12 protein-coding genes are annotated in these 13,958 nt (G+C 60.5%); 5 read left to right on the top strand and 7 right to left on the bottom strand.

The annotated features are described in order from the left end of the window. Positions 1–235: 235 nt before the first annotated feature. From hemL to ACIP1X_RS12735, 3 genes are read right to left on the bottom strand one after another with little or no spacing between them, the layout of a single operon-like run. Positions 236–1,519 carry a glutamate-1-semialdehyde 2,1-aminomutase gene (gene hemL / locus ACIP1X_RS12745; RefSeq protein WP_053124138.1) on the bottom strand — a complete coding sequence of 428 codons (1,284 nt, stop codon included), beginning with the start codon at positions 1,517–1,519 and terminating at the stop codon, positions 236–238. Positions 1,520–1,536: 17 nt separating this feature from the next. Next, positions 1,537–2,160 carry a thiamine phosphate synthase gene (gene thiE / locus ACIP1X_RS12740; protein ID WP_400752526.1) on the bottom strand — a complete coding sequence of 208 codons (624 nt, stop codon included), beginning with the start codon at positions 2,158–2,160 and terminating at the stop codon, positions 1,537–1,539. Positions 2,161–2,178: 18 nt separating this feature from the next. Further along, a complete protein-coding gene (locus ACIP1X_RS12735) occupies positions 2,179–2,976 on the bottom strand; it encodes a hydroxymethylpyrimidine/phosphomethylpyrimidine kinase (RefSeq protein WP_007909650.1) in 798 nt (265 codons plus the stop codon). Positions 2,977–3,450: 474 nt separating this feature from the next. Here ACIP1X_RS12735 and ACIP1X_RS12730 point away from each other — a divergent pair, with 474 nt between their 5' ends. The 4 genes from ACIP1X_RS12730 (at position 3,451) to ACIP1X_RS12715 (ending at position 9,928) form a co-directional block, all read left to right on the top strand. Next, positions 3,451–5,805 carry a 7TM diverse intracellular signaling domain-containing protein gene (locus tag ACIP1X_RS12730; protein WP_400752524.1) on the top strand — a complete coding sequence of 785 codons (2,355 nt, stop codon included), beginning with the start codon at positions 3,451–3,453 and terminating at the stop codon, positions 5,803–5,805. Positions 5,806–5,900: 95 nt separating this feature from the next. Beyond that, positions 5,901–7,550: an acyl-CoA dehydrogenase family protein gene (locus ACIP1X_RS12725; RefSeq protein WP_400752521.1), complete on the top strand. Its 1,650-nt coding sequence runs from the start codon at positions 5,901–5,903 to the stop codon at positions 7,548–7,550. A gap of 169 nt (positions 7,551–7,719) precedes the next feature. Continuing rightward, positions 7,720–9,219, top strand: coding sequence for an AMP nucleosidase (gene amn, locus ACIP1X_RS12720; RefSeq protein WP_162130776.1), 1,500 nt, complete (start codon positions 7,720–7,722; stop codon positions 9,217–9,219). A gap of 73 nt (positions 9,220–9,292) precedes the next feature. Further along, positions 9,293–9,928, top strand: a complete 636-nt coding sequence (locus ACIP1X_RS12715) for a pseudouridine synthase (RefSeq protein ID WP_400752518.1) — start codon at positions 9,293–9,295, stop codon at positions 9,926–9,928. Here ACIP1X_RS12715 and ACIP1X_RS12710 read toward each other — a convergent pair. Continuing rightward, positions 9,923–10,132: a DUF2788 domain-containing protein gene (locus ACIP1X_RS12710; protein ID WP_003228500.1), complete on the bottom strand. Its 210-nt coding sequence runs from the start codon at positions 10,130–10,132 to the stop codon at positions 9,923–9,925. The two genes, ACIP1X_RS12715 and ACIP1X_RS12710, sit on opposite strands and share 6 nt — an antisense overlap. A 265-nt stretch (positions 10,133–10,397) precedes the next feature. Then, the gene (locus ACIP1X_RS12705) at positions 10,398–10,877 is read right to left on the bottom strand and encodes an Lrp/AsnC family transcriptional regulator (RefSeq protein ID WP_008081091.1); all 480 of its coding nucleotides are present in this window, start codon (positions 10,875–10,877) and stop codon (positions 10,398–10,400) included. Positions 10,878–11,324: 447 nt separating this feature from the next. Between ACIP1X_RS12705 and ACIP1X_RS12700 the strand changes: the two genes are divergently transcribed. Beyond that, positions 11,325–12,437, top strand: coding sequence for a DUF6515 family protein (locus tag ACIP1X_RS12700; RefSeq protein ID WP_400752515.1), 1,113 nt, complete (start codon positions 11,325–11,327; stop codon positions 12,435–12,437). On the opposite strand, the gene ACIP1X_RS12695 is transcribed toward ACIP1X_RS12700, so the two are convergent. Both ACIP1X_RS12695 and ACIP1X_RS12690 read right to left on the bottom strand, forming a co-directional pair. Continuing rightward, the gene (locus ACIP1X_RS12695; protein WP_400752513.1) at positions 12,431–13,327 is read right to left on the bottom strand and encodes a cation diffusion facilitator family transporter; all 897 of its coding nucleotides are present in this window, start codon (positions 13,325–13,327) and stop codon (positions 12,431–12,433) included. The genes ACIP1X_RS12700 and ACIP1X_RS12695 overlap by 7 nt on opposite strands. A 12-nt stretch (positions 13,328–13,339) precedes the next feature. Further along, entirely contained in the window at positions 13,340–13,759 is a 420-nt protein-coding gene (locus tag ACIP1X_RS12690; RefSeq protein ID WP_034153788.1) for a hypothetical protein, read from the bottom strand. Between the last annotated feature and the right edge of the window lie 199 nt (positions 13,760–13,958).

Raw genomic sequence — 13,958 nt, 5'->3', positions numbered from 1 at the left:
TGCGGTTCATGGGAATCGACTTACCTCTGAAGGGCACGCGGACCCATCGAGGGATCCAATAAGCGCGCATTATGAAATAAGCAGGGCCAACCTTACAAAGTCTTTACTCGTTTTTCTGCTGCGCGGGGAATATATCGCCCACTTTAGGGGAGATTTTTAGCAGGAGCATCGGAAAAACAGCGCGGATGTAGGTGAATGCTGACGCTGGCGATAGCCAACGTCAGCGGTACGCCAATTACTTCAGTGCAGCGAAGGCGCGTTCGGCAGCGTCCAGCGTCAGTTGCAACTCGGCTTCGCCGTGAGCGATCGAGGTGAAACCGGCTTCGAAGGCGCTCGGTGCGAGGTACACGCCACCTTCCAGCATCAGGTGGAAGAAGCGACCGAACAGGGCAGCGTCGCTAGCCATCACGTCTTCAAAAGTGACGATGTCGTCGGCGCCGCTGAAGTACAGACCGAACATGCCGCCCGCCTGGGTGGTCACGAACGGAATACCAGCCGCATCAGCGCGCTGTTGCAGACCATCGAGCAGACGCGTGGTGTAGTCGGTCAGCTCGGCGTGGAAACCCGGACGGCTGATCAAACGCAGGGTGGTCAAACCGGCGGCCATGGCCAGCGGGTTACCCGACAGCGTGCCGGCCTGATACACCGGGCCCAGCGGCGCGATGCGTTCCATGATTTCGCGCTTGCCGCCGAAGCAACCGACCGGCATGCCGCCACCGATAATCTTGCCGAAAGTAGTCAGGTCAGGGTTTACGCCGTAGTAAGCCTGAGCACCGCCGAGGGCAACGCGGAAACCGGTCATTACTTCGTCGAAAATCAGTACCACGCCATGCTTGTCGCACAGCGAACGCAGGCCTTCGAGGAAGCCCGGCGCTGGCGGCACGCAGTTCATGTTGCCGGCTACCGGCTCAACGATGATGCATGCCACTTCGTCGCCCACTTCCGCCAACATCTTTTCAACCGCGTCGATGTCGTTGAACGGCAGGGTCAGGGTGTGTTTGGCGAACGCCGCCGGCACGCCGGCCGAGCTCGGTACGCCTTGGGTCAGCGCGCCGGAACCGGCCTTGACCAGCAGACTGTCGGAGTGGCCGTGGTAGCAGCCTTCGAACTTGATGATGCTGTCGCGGCCGGTGTAACCACGGGCCAGACGGATTGCGCTCATGGTCGCTTCGGTGCCGGAGCTGACCATGCGCACCATGTCCATCGATGGCACCAGCGAGCAGACCAGGTCGGCCATCTCGGTTTCCATCGCGGTCGGCGCGCCGTACGACAAGCCGTGTTGCAGCTGATTGCGCACCGCGTCGAGCACGTCCGGGTGGCTGTGGCCGAGGATCATCGGGCCCCACGAACCGACGTAATCGACATAACGCTTGTCGTCTTCATCAGTGACGTAAGCGCCTTCAGCGTGTTTGAAGAACAGCGGTGTGCCGCCCACGCTCTTGAATGCGCGGACTGGCGAGTTCACGCCACCGGGAATGTGTTTCTGGGCGTTGGCAAACAGGGTTTCGGAACGAGACATGATCGGGCTCTCAATCTTCAGGATTTGAACAATTCGTTGAACGCGCGGGCGCGGCGGGTCACTTCGGCGGCGCTCTCGGCACCGAACAAACCGTGAACCACGGCGAGCAGGTCGACGCCGTGGGCTACCAGCGGCGCAGCGTTGTCGAGGCTGATGCCGCCAATCGCGCAGATCGGCAGGTGCAGCGTGCGTTTGGCTTCGTCGAGCAGATCGAGGCTGCAGGTCGGTGCGCCGGGCTTGGTGTTGGAATTGAAGAAGCGGCCGAAGGCGACGTAACTCGCACCTTCTTTGGCGGCTTGTTCGGCCAGCGCGATTTGCGCGTGGCAGGTCGAGCCGATGATCGCTTTTGAACCGAGCAGGGCGCGGGTCGGCGACAGCGGGCCGTCGGTCTGACCGAGGTGCACGCCGACGTTGAGGCGCGCGGCGAGTTCGGCGTCATCGTTGATGATCAGTTGCGTTTTGTAGCGCTCGCACAGATCGCGCAGCGCTTCGGCCTCGCGCAGGCGGCGGGCCTCGTCGTTGCTCTTGTCGCGGTATTGCAGCAGGGTGACGCCGCCTTCCAGCGCCGCCTCCACGTAAGAGAGAAACTTGCCGGCCAGCAATTCGCTGTCGGTAATGGCATACAGGCCACGTAGTTTCATCGGGCAGACCTCACGACGTTACGAGCAGAAATCCAGCGGCAGGCGACGCGGGACGAACTGGCCTTTGCCCAGTTGTTCGGCATCGCGCAGGGTGCGCCAGGTGTAATCCAAAGCACTGCGCACGGCGCTGGCCAAGTGTTCGCCCTGAGCCAATCGACCGGCCAATGCGCTGGCCAATGTGCATCCGGAACCGTGATAGCTGCCCGGCAGACGCTGGCAGATAAAGGTTTCACGCAGGCCGTCGCGGCTGTACACGCGGTTATGGATTTCAGTTTCGTCGCCGTGGCCGCCGGTGATCAGCAGGTTTTTGACGAACGGCAGGAGTTTTTCAGCGCATTCGTCCGCAGTGCCTTCGGGCAGTTCGGCGAGGATGCGCGCTTCAGGAAGGTTAGGGGTGGCAATGATCGACAGCGGCAGCAGACGCTCGCGCATCGCATAGCCGACTTCGTCCTTGCCCAGGCGTCCGCCGCCACCGGCGCGCAGCACCGGGTCGCAGACCACCGGCAAGTGCGGGTGCGCCGAGAGCAGTTCGACAACGGTGTCGACCATTTCCAGCGAACCGAGCATGCCCAGTTTGACCGCAGCGACTTCGGAGTCGTTGAGCACGGCATTGGCTTGAGCCAGTACCCACTCACGGTCGAGGACGCGGAAGTCAGTGACGTTGACGGTGTCTTGCACGGTCAGGGCGGTGACGGCCGGAGCCGCATGGCAACCCTGCGCGAGCAGGGCTTCGATATCTGCCTGCAAGCCGGCGCCACCACTTGGGTCGTGGCCGGAGAGACAGAGGACAACGGGGCGGGAGCTGTAGATATTCATGGTGCGCGAGCTTACCACCAAAGCTGATTTTCGGGTTCAGTCCTGACGGTGTTTGCTAGCAGATTGTCGGACAACGCTGCAGTCTTTATTTGGAGCACATTTGTGGCGAGGGGATTTATCCCCGTTCGGCTGCGAAGCAGTCGCAAGTCCATCAGCGAGGTGTGTCAGAAAGAACCGGATTGCAGGGTTTGGGGCCGCTTCGCAGCCCAACGGGGATAAATCCCCTCGCCACAATTGATCACCTATCAAAGAGGTTGTTGTAGTGAGCTGACCAACCCAACAGCTCTAGTCCGCTGCTTTGCTCTGAAACGCCCGTTCTAGAGCCTTTGTAGGAAAAATTTCGATGGTGCTCAATGGCCAGCAGCGGCTATGCTAGTCTGGATCCAAACCAATAACAGGTAATACCGGTTTTACGTCTACTCAAGGAATGGGGGGGCTTCCTGACATAACCGGACGAGCCACGCTGGGGCTTCAATGCGCTATTTGCTGATGTTGCTGTTTTGCTTGCCCCTCATGGCGAGCGCCGTCGAATTCGACGAATTCACCCAGAACCTGCCTTTGGGCCGGTCGCTGCAAGTGTTCGAAGACCCAAGTGGTCAGGCGAGCATTGCCGACGTCCGCGCGCAGGCCGCTGCCGGCAATTTCAAAGCCCATGACAAAGCCACGCTCAATGCCGGTTATTCGCGCTCGGCGTTCTGGCTGAAAATCGATCTGCATTACCGCCCGACCAACCCCGCCGCCCAGCGTACCTGGTTGCTCGAGCTAGCTTATCCGCCGCTCGATCATCTTGATCTGTATTTGCCCGACGCCAATGGCGACTATCAGCTGATCCGTCAGACCGGCGACGCCTTGCCGTTTGCCAGCCGCGAAATCCGTCAGAACAACTACCTGTTCGATCTCGCCTTCGAACCCGACCAACAACAAACCGTATACCTGCGACTGGCCAGCCAAGGCTCGATCCAGGCGCCGGTGACGTTGTGGTCGAGCACCGCGTACCTCGAAGATCAACCCGTGCGCCTGTATGTGCTCGGCATCATTTATGGCGTGCTGCTGGGGATGGTGGTTTACAACCTGTTCATCTACCTCAGCGTGCGCGACACCAGCTACCTCTATTACATCTTCTACATTGCCTCGTTTGGCCTCTATCAACTGTCGGTCAATGGCGCGGCGGTCGAGTACTTCTGGCCGAACAATCCGTGGTGGGCCAACGCCGCGACACCGTTCTTCATCGGATGCGCCGGCCTGTTCGGCAGCCAGTTCGCGCGCAGTTTCCTGCAGACCAAAACCCATAGCCGTGGACTCGATCGCGTCTTGATCGGCCTGATCGCGTTCGGTGCGCTGGTCATCGGTCTGTCCTTGATGACCAGTTATGCCCTGGCCCTGCGCCTGGCGACGACGCTGGCGCTGACCTTCACCGTGGTGATTTTTGCCGCTGGGATTCTCGCCTGGTGGCGCGGCTTGCGCGTGGCGCGGTATTTCATCATTGCCTGGTCGGCGTTTTTGCTCGGCGGTATCGTCAACACGCTGATGGTGCTGGGCCTGCTGCCAAACGTGTTCCTGACCATGTACGCCAGCCAGATCGGTTCGGCCATCGAAGTGGCGCTGCTGTCGCTGGCGCTGGCCGACCGCATCAACGCGATGCGCGAGCAACAGGCGCAGACCCTGTACGACGCCGGGCAGAAACTCGAAGTGCTCAACCAGCAACTGGCCCACAGCAACAAGCTCAAAGATGAATTTCTGGCGACACTGACCCACGAACTGCGCACACCGATGAACGGGGTGATCGGTTCGCTGGAATTGATGCAGACCGTCGAGATGGATCCGGAGTTGGAGCAATATCAGCAAACCGCCGCCGGTTCCGCGCGGGACATGATGCGCATGGTCAACGGCATCCTCACCCTCACCGAATTGCAGGCCGGCAAGCTCAAGGCCTCGCCGGGCAGTTTCAGTTTGCGTGGCGTGGTCGAATCGTTGCGCGCGCAGTTCGACGGCAACGCGGCGAGCAAGTCGCTGGACTTCAAGGTCGACGTGCTGCCAACCCTGCCTGATCGTCTGCACGGCGACAGCGCCAAACTCGCGCAATGCCTGGAATGCCTGCTGGATAACGCGATCAAGTTCACCCGCGTTGGCGGGCTGGCGTTGCGGGTCACCGGCAAACCGTCGACGGGCAATCGTCTGGCGCTGTCGTTCGCGGTGATCGACACCGGCATCGGTTTCACCGATCTGGGCGAGGCGACGATGTATCAGCGTTTCTTCCAGCTCGACGGTTCGATGACCCGCGAATACGGCGGCCTCGGCGTCGGTCTGGCGATCTGCCGACAATTGGTGGAACTGCTCGGCGGCAAACTCACGCACCGTTCGGAACCTGGCAGCGGCAGCCGTTTTCAGCTGGATGTCGAATTTGAGTTGCCGGTGGTTGAGCCCGCGCCGAATCCTGCGCCTGGCGGTGATTGCATTCGCGCGCCGCAGGACTGCACGGTGTTGCTGGTCGACGACAACAGCGTCAACCAACTGGTGATGCGCGGCATGCTGCTCAAGCTCGGTTTCCGCGTGCGCACCGCCGACAGCGGCGCGACGGCGCTGGACTGCCTGCGGCGAGAAACCTTCGACGCGGTGCTGATCGATTGTCAGTTGCCCAGCCACGAAGGCGCATCGTTGTGCTGCCAGATTCACGCGCTGCCGGGTTGTGCGAACTTGCCGGTGTTCATGCTCGCATTGGGTGTCGATCGAGAGGTCTGCGCCACGGGCGTCGCGGTCGATTACCTGAACAAACCAGTGAAATTCGAGGATTTGCAGTCGGCGCTGGAGCGTCGGGTGCTGTGCTGCTGATAGGGTAAAAGCGCCGCGAATTCGGCGTCTATGACACTTTGATCGACAGAGAGCCGGTGCTTAACTGAGCTTTCTGGAGAGCCAAGGAGCCCGTCATGAACCTGCATCAGTTCGCCGAAACCCACGAAGTCACCAACCAGCCGCCGTCGCTGGACGGCACCAACCTGTACCGCATCGACCTGCCGTTGCAGGAGTGGTCGCGCAGGTTTGGCGCCGGTTGGGCCGAGTCGCGGATCGATGCTTACGGCGCGCTGGCCGGCGGGCCATTGATGGAAGCCGGGTTCCTCGCTAACCAAAACAAACCCATATTTGTCAGCCACGATCGCTACGGCCATCGCATTGATCTGGTGGAATTTCATCCGGCTTATCACGAGCTGATGCGCACGGCGATCGAGCATGGTTTGCACTCGATGCCGTGGACGCATCCACAGGACGGCGCCCACGTCGCCCGCGCCGCGATGAGTTACCTGCACAGCCAGGCCGAGGCCGGCAGCGGTTGCCCGCTGACCATGACTTTCGCCAGCGTGCCGGCCCTGCGTCTGCAACCGAATCTCGCCGAGCAATGGCTGCCGAAAGTCCTCGCCACGGAATACGACCCGCGCAACGTCGGCATGGCGCACAAGGCCGGCGTGACCATCGGCATGGCCATGACCGAGAAACAGGGCGGCACCGACGTGCGCGCCAACACCACCAAGGCTTATCCGGTCGGCGCCAGCGGCCCGGGCGAGGCGTATGAGTTGGTCGGACACAAATGGTTTTGCTCGGCACCGATGTGCGATGCATTCCTGACGCTGGCGCAGACCGACAAAGGTTTGAGCTGTTTCCTGCTGCCGCGCCATCGTCCGGACGACACGCGCAATCAGTTCTACATTCAGCGCCTGAAAAACAAACTCGGCAACCAGTCCAACGCCTCCAGCGAAGTGGAGTTCCGTGGCGCGCTGGCGTGGATGGTCGGCGAAGAAGGGCGCGGCGTACCGACCATTATTGAGATGGTTGCGATGACCCGCTTCGATTGCATGGTCGGTTCCAGCTCGCTGATGCGTCAGGCACTGACCCAGGCCAGCCACCACTGCGCGCACCGCAAGGTTGGCGGCAAACTGCTCAGCGAACAGCCATTGATGCAAAACGTGCTGGCCGATCTGGCCCTGGAAAGCGAAGCCGCGCTGGCGCTGAGCTTGCGCATGGGTAAGGCGCTGGATCATCTGGACGATCGCCACGAAGCGCAATTCGCGCGACTGGTAACGGCGGTGGGCAAATATTGGATCTGCAAACGCGCGCCGGGGATGATCAACGAAGCGGCGGAATGCATGGGCGGCGCCGGGTATGTTGAAGAGAGCATCCTGCCGCGTTTGTACCGCGAGGCGCCGGTGAACTCGACGTGGGAAGGTTCGGGGAATGTGCAGTGTCTGGATGTGCTGCGCGCGTTGTCGAAAGAACCGGGTGTGCTGGATGTGTTGTTTAGCGAACTCGGTGATGGCCACGGCGACAAACGCCTGGCCGCGCATATTCAACAGTTGCAGGCGCAGTTCAAGGATACGAGCGACATTCAGTATCGGGCGCGGCAGTTGACTGAGGACATCGCGCTCGGTTTGCAGGCCAAGCTATTGCTGGAGGCCGGGAACTCAGCCGTCAGCGATGCCTTCATCGCCAGCCGCCTGAGCGGTGGTGGCCGCGCCTACGGCGCCTTGCCACGCGGCCTCGACATCGAGTCCCTCGTCGCCCGCTCAACCCCCCAAGCCCTCTGACCCCCACAAATCCCCTGTAGGAGCTGCCGAAGGCTGCGATCTTTTGATCTTGTTGTTTATAAGATCAAAAGATCGCAGCCTTCGGCAGCTCCTACAAGGATTGGGGTGGCCCATATATTGTGCGGTTGCCAACATGCCACTGTTCCCGTGACGCCACGATGCAGGCAAGATGAAGCTCTGCAAGTCAGAACACAGGAAGCTGATCGTGACCGAAGCGTTTATTGTTGTTCAAACCGCCGAACAAGCCGTGGATCGTCTCGCCGAGTTGCATGAGCGGGCCACCACTGCGCTGAACTCGGCGCTCAAGCGTTACCTGAAAGATCGCGTCGAACCCGACGCTGCGCAACGCGCCCTGTTTCGTTATCCCGAATTGCGTCTGACCTATCACTGCCAGGGCGAAGTGCCGCAGACCACCCGCGCGTACGCCAAGGTGCAATTGCCGGGTACTTACAGCGTCACCGTCACCCACCCGGCGGCGTTTCGCAAATACCTGCTCGAACAACTGGTGCCGTTGATGCACGACTTCACGGTGACCGTGGAAGTCGGCGTCAGCCAGCAAAACATTCCGTATCCGTACGTGGTCGAGCAGGGCGATGAACTCGCCGGTTCCGGCGTTACCGCTGCCGTGCTGGCGAGGGTGTTCCCGAGTACCGACCTGTCCGCCGCCACCGATGGCATCGCCGACGGTCTCTACGATTGGGAAAACACCGATCCGCTGCCGCTGGCCTTGTTCGATGCGGCGCGCGTGGATTTCTCCCTGCGTCGTCTGGTGCATTACACCGGCAGCGACTGGCGCCATGTGCAGCCGTGGATCCTGCTGACCAACTATCACCGCTACGTCGACCAGTTCATCGTCCATGGTCTGGAGCAATTGCGCAGTGACCCGCGTTTCGTGCGCATGGTCTTGCCGGGCAACGTGATCATCGAAAAGAGCATGGATCACGGCGAAGCCTCGGCAATCGCCGCGGGTGTGGTTTGGCACCGTTATCAGATGCCGGCGTATCACCTGATCGCCAACGATGGCCACGGCGTGACGCTGGTGAACATCGGTGTCGGCCCGTCCAACGCCAAGAACATCACCGATCATTTGGCGGTTTTGCGTCCGCATTGCTGGTTGATGATCGGTCACTGCGGTGGCCTGCGTCAGTCGCAGACCATTGGCGACTACGTGCTGGCCCACGCTTATATGCGTCGCGATGGCATTCTCGACCGCGTCGTACCGCCGAATATTCCGATCCCGGCGCTGGCCGAAGTGCAAATGGCGCTGCAACAGGCAGCGGCGAATGTCACCGGCGAGAAGGGCGACGATCTGAAAAAACGCCTGCGTACCGGCACCGTGCTGACCTACGACGACCGTAACTGGGAATTGCGTTGGGCGCAGGAACGACCGTTGATCAACCTGTCCCGCGCCGTCGCGGTGGACATGGAAAGCGGCACGATTGCCGCGCAGGGCTATCGCTTGCGGGTGCCGTACGGCACGTTGCTCTGCGTTTCCGACAAACCGCTGCACAGCGAAATCAAGCTGCCCGGTTCGGCCAACGCTTTCTATGAACGCGCGGTCAGCCAGCACTTGAAGATCGGCATCGAAGCGGTCGATCTGCTGCGCACCGAACTCAACTCGCTGCACTCACGCAAACTGCGCAGCTTCGACGAACCGCCGTTCCGTTAACGGTTAGTCGTGGTCATTTGGCGGTCAGGGCACTAGCATTGTCAGCCCTGATCGCTAAATGTTTGCTCTCCCTATGTCTCGTCCCCCGCGTCCACCTTCCCGCCGCCCTGGCGCGAAGCCTCAGTCGTCTTCACCGCGCCGTGTTGCCAAGGCACCTCCGGCTGAGCCGAAACTGATCCTGTTCAACAAACCGTTCGATGTGCTGACGCAATTCAGCGACGGCGAAGGGCGGGCGACGCTCAAGGATTACATTGATGTGCCGGGCATTTATCCGGCCGGACGTCTGGATCGCGACAGTGAAGGATTGCTGCTGCTGACCAACGACGGGCAGTTGCAGGCGCGCATCGCTGATCCGAAACACAAGTTGGCAAAGACGTATTGGGTACAAGTTGAGGGCGTGCCGAGCGCCGAGCAGTTGCAGCGTCTGCGTGACGGCGTTGAGTTGAACGACGGCATGACCTTGCCCGCCGAAACTCGGCAACTGGATGAGCCCGAGTTGTGGCCGCGCAATCCACCTGTACGCTTTCGCGCGACCATACCGACTTCATGGCTGGAACTGGTGATTCGCGAAGGGCGCAACCGTCAGGTGCGGCGCATGACCGCGGCGGTCGGGCTGCCGACGTTGCGGCTGGTGCGGGTGAAGATCGGTGACTGGTCGATCGAAGGGCTCGATCAGGGCCAGTGGAAGGAAGTGCCGGCGCGCTTATAGAGCGCCGGATTCGATCAGGCCGATCACCACACTTTTGATGATGAATGCGGCCACGCCCAGGCCCAGCACGAAGAACAAAATGAACGAACCAAAGCGCCCGGCCTTGGACTTCTTCGCCAGATCCCAGACGATAAAACCCATGAAAATGATCAGGATGCTGACCAGGCCGGTCATCATCCACTCTTCAAATACGGCTGGATCCATTGGGGTTCTCCGGCATGGGCGCGGCTAAAAGGGCGCGGCGAGTATACGCCAAGGGCGGATGGCGGGGCATTGACCTGCGTCGGTGTGCCGCAGTCATTGGTCTGCAACACCAATCCTGCCAGTGCTGCGCACTGGAACGGGGATAAATCCCCTCGCCACAAAAGCGATTTGTAGGAGCTGCCGAAGGCTGCGATCTTTTGATCTGGATTTGAAAGATCAAAAGATCGCAGCCTCGTTTCACTCGTCAGCTCCTACAGGGGCGGTATCAGTTGCGCAGGTGGGTGAGGGGCAGTTCGGTGCTGTTTAGGACTTGGTTCAGCACAAAACTCGAGCGCACGCTGGTCACGCCTTCAATGCGTGTGAGGTGCCCCAGCAACAACTTCTGATAGTGATCCATATCCGGCACCACCACTTTCAACTGGTAATCCGCATCCACACCGGTCACCAGGCTGCACTCCAACACCTGCGGCAACGTGCGAATCGCCGCTTCGAAATTCTCGAAACGCTCCGGCGTATGCCGATCCATGCCGATCAGCACATAGGCAGTCAAACTCAGCCCAAGCATCTTGCGATCGAGCAACGCGACCTGACGCGAGATATAGCCGTCGTCTTCCAGTTGCTTGACCCGGCGCGAGCAAGGCGAGGGTGACAGACCGATGCGCTCGGCCAACTCCTGGTTGGAGATGCGGGCGTCGCGCTGCAATTCCGCCAAAATGCTCAGGTCGTAACGGTCGAGTTTGCTCATCAATCTGTCCTTGGTTGTAACTATTGCGGCGGATTATCTATCCAGGGTTAAAAATTGCGCAAGTGGTGTTTATTTCAGCAATCTTCGCAATCCTCTGTCGCGGCCTCAGGCCTATTCTTATTACCAGAATCACTGCTCGGTAACACAGTCCACGCGGCCCGCCCTATAAGGCCTGCCGCGGCCGCCACCCCCACCGGGGTTGTGCCGGCCCCCGAGCTGCACACTGTCCAGAAGACGGCGTGAGGTGAGCCGACGTCATAAGCGTCGAGCCAGGACGAAGTTCTCTAAAGGGAGGCCGACGGGTCTCCCTTTTTTCTTGCCTGCGATTTCATCTTGCGGCGCTCAATAAATAAGTTGCGCGACTGATAACCTGTTGCAGAACCGGATGTTCCCGACCCGGTCTTAGTTACAGGCCGCCCTTAATTACAGGCCTCAGTGAGGAAAAGCATGAAGTCGCGCATCTGGCGTCTGGCCGGTGTTGGTGTGTTGTGTGTGAGTGTCAGTGTGCAAGCGCTGGCCGATGATCCGGAAAGCCGCAGCCCGAATGGCGGGCAGCACGGGCAGGGGCATCAAGGCAATAACCAAGGGCATGGCGGCGAAAATCAGCCGCGTCCACAGAATAATCCACAGCAAAACCAGGCGCGTCCGCAAAATCAGCCGCCGCAGAATCAACCGCGCCCGCAGAACAACGAAGTCATTCGTGGCGACAACAGCCGCCAGTTCGAACACAACGGCCAGCCGCACAATAACAATGGTCAATGGCAAAACCATGACCAGAACCGGCCGGGCTACAACCCCAACCCGGTGCGCCAGCCGCCACCGCCGCCGCAAATGCCGGCCAACAGTTTGCCGATTCAGTCGCGGCCCGACACCGTGCGCCAGACTCAGGAACCGCGTCAGGGTTACTACCGCGACGAGCGTCCGCAAAATGGTTACAACAATAACAACCCACATTGGCAGACCAACAACCGGCCCAATGACTACCGGCCCAACGACAATCGCTGGCCGGGACGTCCCGACGGACATGGCAACGGTTGGGGCCCGGGCCCGCAATATCGGCCGGGGCATGTGATCGACCGCTTCCCGGATCGCGACTATCGCGTGCCGTATCGCGGTCAGGATTATTTCTATTCCGGTGGTTACTGGTATCGCCCGCAAGGCCCGCGTTACATCGTCGTGCAGCCGCCGCGCGGGATCCGCATTCATTACTTGCCTGACTACTCGCGAGAAGTGTGGATCGGTGGTTCGCTGCTGTTCCTCGCCGCCGGTTCCTACTACGCGTATCAGGAAGCGACGCAGGATTACGTAGTCGTCGAGCCGCCCGTGCAGCAACAGCCGCAGCCGCAATCCCAGGGCTATGACGTCGAGGCCTATCCGGCCAACGGCCAATCGCCAGAGCAGGTGCAGCAGGATGGTTATCAGTGCTATCAGTACGCCGTGCAGCAAAGCGGTTTCGACCCGCGCACCGCGACCTATCAACCGGCGCCCGAAGTGGTTCAGGCGTACCGTCAGGCTCAGGGCAATTGCCTGAGCAGTCGCGGTTATCAGGTCAGTTACTGAGCCCGAGCGGCCTGCACCACTTCTTGCGGATCGGCGTGCACCAGCACTTCGGCGCGCGGGTAGGCATTGTGGATGGCATCGGCGGCTTGATCGCTGATGCCGTGGGCCACTGACAGCGTCAACTCTCCCGGCAATTCCAGGTGCAACTGCACAAACCAGTGGTTGCCGGAAATTCGCGTGCGCAAGTCATGCGCGCCCAGCACCCCCGGCACACTGCACGCGAGTTCGAGCATGTGCTGACTGACATCCGTCGGCAGCTCTTCATCCATCAACACCGAAAAACTTTCCCGGGCGATCTGGATCGCGCTCCACAGAATGTACGCAGCAATGCCCAGACCGAACCACGCATCCAGTTGATCAAAACCAAACCCGGCCAACATCAGCGCAATCAGAATGCTGCCGTTGAGCAACATGTCCGAGCGATAGTGCAGCGAATCCGCGCGCACGGCATTAGAGCCAGTCTGCTTGATCACCCGATGCTGCAACACCAGCAGCGCCGCCGTCAGCAGCAGCGAAAAAACAATCACGCCGATGCTCAGCCATGGCGCGCCAAGCGGCTGCGGATCGTGCAGCCGCTCGTACGCCTGAAACGCGATCAACACCGCACTGCCGCCGATGAACAGCGCCTGCGCCATGCCCGCCAGCGACTCTGCCTTGCCGTGGCCATAACGGTGATCGTCATCCGCCGGACGCAGTGCGTAATGCACCGCCAGCAGATTGAGCATCGAGGTGATGCCATCCAGCGCCGAGTCGGTGAGCCCGGCGAGCATGGCCACCGAACCGCTCAGCCACCAGGCGATGGCTTTGGCGACGATCAGCGTGCAGGCGACCGCCACCGAGGCGCGGGTCGCCAGCCGTAGCAGGCGAGCGTGTTCGGGGCTGGAGGTCATTGCATTTCCTTTTTAAGCGGCAGGTTGCAGGCCGAACATCGCCAGTTGCTGCGTGCTGCCCTTGTGTTGAATCAGGCGCGGGTCATCCAGAGGGAAGTCACGTCCCAATTCACTTTCGAGAATAGCCTGCAACTTGTGATTATCGACCTGACCGTCCGGGCCGATGGCTTGTTTGAGTTTGGCCGGATCGATCTGCGCGGTGTGGCCCGGTTCGAAATAAATCGCGCCAGTGGCGAAGTCGACGGCAAACGCGATCAGCCCGGGGATGATGTAGAAGAGCAGGCCCACGGCATCGAGCACGGCAATCGCCGGGTCGACTTTGCCGTCAATCTGACCGCGACGATCCGGGTAGAAAATCGAACCGCACGCCGTGATTTGCGTGAGCAGGGTGGCGACCAGTACACCGCCGATCAGGCGAAAAGGTAAGCGCATGGGAAATCTCCTGATTGATCTAAGAACGAAGCGTCATCGTGTGAAGTTAAGACCCTGACGAATGCCTTGCAGTTCGCCGTTATACTCGGCCTGGCAGGGCGTGCCCACAGTAAATTGCGGCCTCGTCTCACCCCTACCGAAATACGTTGAGGATTGAAGTTGTTTTCTCCAGATCGACACCGCGTGAAGGCTAATGAAT

The organism is Pseudomonas sp. NPDC088885 (assembly GCF_044750025.1).
In the GTDB taxonomy this organism is placed as follows: domain Bacteria; phylum Pseudomonadota; class Gammaproteobacteria; order Pseudomonadales; family Pseudomonadaceae; genus Aquipseudomonas; species Aquipseudomonas rustica.
Note: the sequence above shows the minus strand (reverse complement) of the source record. Positions and strands in the feature narration are given on the sequence as shown.

What these genes read in the sequence shown, in the direction of transcription:
- ACIP1X_RS12695 (WP_400752513.1), bottom strand. Translation starts at nt 13,327, where the DNA reads ATGACCTCCAGCCCCGAACACGCTCGCCTGCTACGGCTGGCGACCCGC.
- ACIP1X_RS12735 (WP_007909650.1), bottom strand. Translation starts at nt 2,976, where the DNA reads ATGAATATCTACAGCTCCCGCCCCGTTGTCCTCTGTCTCTCCGGCCAC.
- ACIP1X_RS12730 (WP_400752524.1), top strand. Translation starts at nt 3,451, where the DNA reads ATGCGCTATTTGCTGATGTTGCTGTTTTGCTTGCCCCTCATGGCGAGC.
- hemL (WP_053124138.1), bottom strand. Translation starts at nt 1,519, where the DNA reads ATGTCTCGTTCCGAAACCCTGTTTGCCAACGCCCAGAAACACATTCCC.
- ACIP1X_RS12725 (WP_400752521.1), top strand. Translation starts at nt 5,901, where the DNA reads ATGAACCTGCATCAGTTCGCCGAAACCCACGAAGTCACCAACCAGCCG.
- thiE (WP_400752526.1), bottom strand. Translation starts at nt 2,160, where the DNA reads ATGAAACTACGTGGCCTGTATGCCATTACCGACAGCGAATTGCTGGCC.
- ACIP1X_RS12705 (WP_008081091.1), bottom strand. Translation starts at nt 10,877, where the DNA reads ATGAGCAAACTCGACCGTTACGACCTGAGCATTTTGGCGGAATTGCAG.
- ACIP1X_RS12715 (WP_400752518.1), top strand. Translation starts at nt 9,293, where the DNA reads ATGTCTCGTCCCCCGCGTCCACCTTCCCGCCGCCCTGGCGCGAAGCCT.
- ACIP1X_RS12710 (WP_003228500.1), bottom strand. Translation starts at nt 10,132, where the DNA reads ATGGATCCAGCCGTATTTGAAGAGTGGATGATGACCGGCCTGGTCAGC.
- ACIP1X_RS12690 (WP_034153788.1), bottom strand. Translation starts at nt 13,759, where the DNA reads ATGCGCTTACCTTTTCGCCTGATCGGCGGTGTACTGGTCGCCACCCTG.
- ACIP1X_RS12700 (WP_400752515.1), top strand. Translation starts at nt 11,325, where the DNA reads ATGAAGTCGCGCATCTGGCGTCTGGCCGGTGTTGGTGTGTTGTGTGTG.
- amn (WP_162130776.1), top strand. Translation starts at nt 7,720, where the DNA reads ATGAAGCTCTGCAAGTCAGAACACAGGAAGCTGATCGTGACCGAAGCG.